Annotated in this window: 3 protein-coding genes; all 3 read left to right on the forward strand. The window is 72.8% G+C overall.

The window, feature by feature from the left end:
* A partial coding sequence (gene dacB, locus MJ783_RS20000; RefSeq protein ID WP_239312608.1) for a D-alanyl-D-alanine carboxypeptidase/D-alanyl-D-alanine-endopeptidase occupies positions 1 to 1,013 on the forward strand: 1,013 nt, incomplete at its 5' end.
* 125 nt (positions 1,014 to 1,138) lie between these two features.
* Positions 1,139 to 2,338 (forward strand): zinc-dependent metalloprotease, encoded by a 1,200-nt coding sequence (locus MJ783_RS20005; protein WP_239312610.1) that lies wholly within the window; start codon positions 1,139 to 1,141, stop codon positions 2,336 to 2,338.
* 74 nt (positions 2,339 to 2,412) lie between these two features.
* A partial coding sequence (gene tilS / locus MJ783_RS20010; protein WP_239312616.1) for a tRNA lysidine(34) synthetase TilS occupies positions 2,413 to 3,572 on the forward strand: 1,160 nt, incomplete at its 3' end.

Consider the following 3,572-nt stretch of genomic DNA (forward strand, 5'->3'; position numbering starts at 1 on the left):
CCAGTACTGCGGCCGGCACTGCCACCAGCGCGGTCAGCGGCGGGACGCTGTGGCTGGTCGGCGGGGGCGATCCGACGCTCACCGCCGCGACCGGGCCGGCGGGCTACCCCGCCTTCGCCCGCCTCGCGGATCTGGCCACGCAGGTACGTAACACCGGAATCACCCAGGTCGACCACCTTGTCGCCGACCAGGCCCTGTTCACCGGACCGTCCACCGGCGAGGGATGGCGCGACAGCTATGTCACCGACGGCAACGTCACGCCGGTCTCCGCACTCGAAGTGGACGGCGGCCGCGCCACCGCGGGCGCGACCGGCCCGCGCACGGCCACTCCGGCCATGGCCGCGGCAAACGCCTTCGCGGCGGCGCTACGGCGCTACGGGGTGCAGGTCAGCTCGACCGAGATCGGCGTCCTGCCCGCTGCCGGCGCGGCCAGCGCCGGTCAGGCCGGCGCACGGCAGATTGCCACGGTCCATAGCCCGCCGATCCCGTTGCTGGTCGAGCGCATGCTCACCTACTCCGACAACGACCTCGCCGAAAGCCTGGGACGGCTGGTGGCCCACGCCCGTGGTCTGCCGGCTTCGTTCGCCGGCGCGGTCAGCGCGGTACTCGGCGTCCTGCACGAACTGGGCGTGCCGACGGCCGGGACCTATCTGGCGGACACGAGTGGGCTGTCAACGGCCAACCGGATCCCCCCGGCGACGCTGGTGGCGCTGTTGCGGACAGCCGTCCTACCCGGGCATCCAGCGCTACGAACCCTGCTCACAGGGCTCCCGGTGGCCGGTTTCTCCGGGACGCTCAACGACCGCTACGACTCGGCCGACGCCCGCGCCGGCGCCGGCGCCGTACGAGCGAAGACGGGCAGCCTACGGATCGTCACAAGCCTCACCGGCCAGGTCGTGGACGTCAACGGCCGGCTCCTGCTGTTCGGTTTCTTCGCCCCGGTCGAGGAGGCCGGAGCCACCCGCGACGCCCTCGACCGGGTAGCTGTCGCGCTCGCGTCATGCGGATGCTGAGGCCGACGCGCACGCTGCGGCGGAGGCGGGGATGGCCGCTCGCGGCCGGCCGCGGCCCACGATGACAGGCACGCGCCGGCGACAATGCCTGTCATCGGTGGGGGAGGGGACATAGGCTGGCGGATGTGGACGCTGAGCTAGTCGACTGGGATCTCGCGGTAGCGACAGCGCGCCGGCTTGTCCGGCCCGGCCCGCCCCTGGCCCGCTCCGAAGCGGACACGGTGGTTGCGGAGCTGCGACGGCTGGCTGTCGAGGCGGAAGGCCATGTCCAGGCGTACACCCGGCTGGAACCGGCCGGTCCGGCCACCCCGATCGCCGTGGTGGACCGGCCGGAATGGGTCCGGTCGAATGTCGCGGGCCTGCGGGTGGTGAGCGTCCCGCTGCTCGACAAGCTTGCCGACCGCGACCGGAACAAGCTGTCCACCGCTGTCGGGCGCAGGGTCACCGGGGTTCAGCTCGGCACCGCGCTGGCCTACCTCGCCGGTAAGGTTCTTGGCCAGTACGAGGTCTTTCTCCCGCCCGGCGAAAACGACGCGGCCGGAGGGGCCGACGCGGCCGGAAGCGCGGTCACGGTCCCCGCCGCGGCGGGCCCGGCACCCGAGCGGGCTCCCGCCCGGGATGACTCCGCCACAGCCCCATCGCTCCTCCCCGCGGTGGGACGCCTGAGTCTGGTCGCGCCGAACATCGCCCATGCCGAGCAGGCGCTGGCGGTCAACCCACGCGACTTCCGGCTGTGGGTCTGTCTGCACGAACAGACCCATCGCATCCAGTTCACCGCGGTCCCCTGGCTACGGGAGCATCTGGAGAACGAGATCGCCTCCTTCATCGAGGCGACCGATATCGACCCGGAGGTCCTCGCCGAACGGGTGCGCTCAGCCGTCTCCGCGCTGCGTGGCGCCGTCCTCGACCGTGGGCCGAACGCGCCAAGCATCGTCGAAGCGCTCCAGACCCCCGCCCAACGACAGGTCCTGGATCGCCTGCAAGCGCTGATGACCCTGTTGGAGGGACACGCCGACCAGGTCATGGACGCGGTCGGCCCCAAGGTCGTACCGACCGTGGCCGAAATCCGCTCCCGCTTCGACAACCGCCGCGGTGGCGGCTCACCGATCGACCGCTTTGTCCGGCGCCTCCTCGGGCTGGATCTCAAGCTCCTGCAGTACCGGCAGGGTGGCGCCTTTGTCCGGGCTGTCGTCGCCGAGGCGGGGGTGGCCGCGTTCAACCTGGTCTGGCAATCTCCCGAGACGTTGCCAACCCGCTCGGAGCTGGTCGATCCAGGCGCGTGGATGCAGCGTGTCCTGGGCTCGCGCCCGTCCATCTCGGCATAAGGTGCGCCTTTTCCAGGTCTCGCGTCATGCCGCCGGTCGTACCCGCGCATGAACGCCACGCGGGAGTAGCCGCCATGCGGGGATGCGGGAGCGTGGCCGAGGTCCGGGTCGCTGTCCGCCGGTCGATCGCCGGCCTTCCGCCGGGAAGCCTGGTGCTGGCGGCCTGCTCCGGTGGGCCGGACTCGCTTGCGCTGGCCGCGGCGCTCGCCTTTCTCGCACCTCGCCGAGCGCTGCGCGGTGGGCTTCTCACCGTCGACCACGGCTGGTACGAGGGCTCCGCGGCGCGGGCGGACACGGTGGCCGCGCAGGGGCGGGAGCTCGGGCTCGACCCCGTCGAGGTCCTGACGGCGCACTCCCGGCGCTCGGAGGGAGCCGCCCGCGACGCCCGCAGGTCGGCGCTGACCCGCGCGGCCGAACGCCTGGGGGCGAGCGCCGTGCTGCTCGGCCATACCCTCGATGACCAGGCCGAGACGGTGCTGCTGCGGCTGGCCCGCGGCTCCGGCGCACGGACGCTGGCTGGTATGCCGCACTCGGACGGGCTGTTCCGGCGTCCGCTGCTGGAAATCCGCCGGTCGGCGACGCGAAGCGCCTGCCTTGCCGACGGCCTCACCCCGTGGGACGACCCGACCAACGCGGACGAGGCCTTCGCCCGCGCCCGGGTTCGCCACCGTGTGCTGCCCATGCTGGAGGATGCCCTCGGCCCGGGTATCGCCGAGGCTCTGGCCCGCACCGCCGACCTGTTGCGGGCGGACAGCGAGGCGCTCGACGCCGACACGGCGGTTGTCTACGACCAGCTGGTCCTGCCCTCCAGCGCACCGGTCCGCATTGATCTGGACCTCGCCGGTCTCGCGGCCCTCAGCGCCGCGCTGCGGGGCCGGGTGATGCGGCGAGCGGCGCTCGCGCTGGGAAGCGCACCGGCCGGGCTACGGGCTGATCACATCCGGGCCATGGACGAGCTGGTGACGAGATGGCGCGGGCAGAAGCCGGTCCCGCTGCCCTCAGGCGTCATCGCCACACGCACGAACAGCAGGATCTCGGTGTCACAGGCGGCCGGCTCCGAGCCAGCGGCCTGCCAGGCGCCGGCCGCCGGGATATCCGGATCCGAGGCCGCGGGCCAGGGCGACCGATGCCGTCAACCGGTGCCTGCGACTGCCAGGGCGCGGACCTGGCCAGGCATCCCCACCGCGCACGCCGCAGACGGCGGCGAGCCGCATGGAAACACCAGGGAGACTCC

Origin of the sequence: Protofrankia sp. Cj3 (genome assembly GCF_917627355.1) — a bacterium.
Lineage (GTDB): Bacteria > Actinomycetota > Actinomycetes > Frankiales > Frankiaceae > Protofrankia.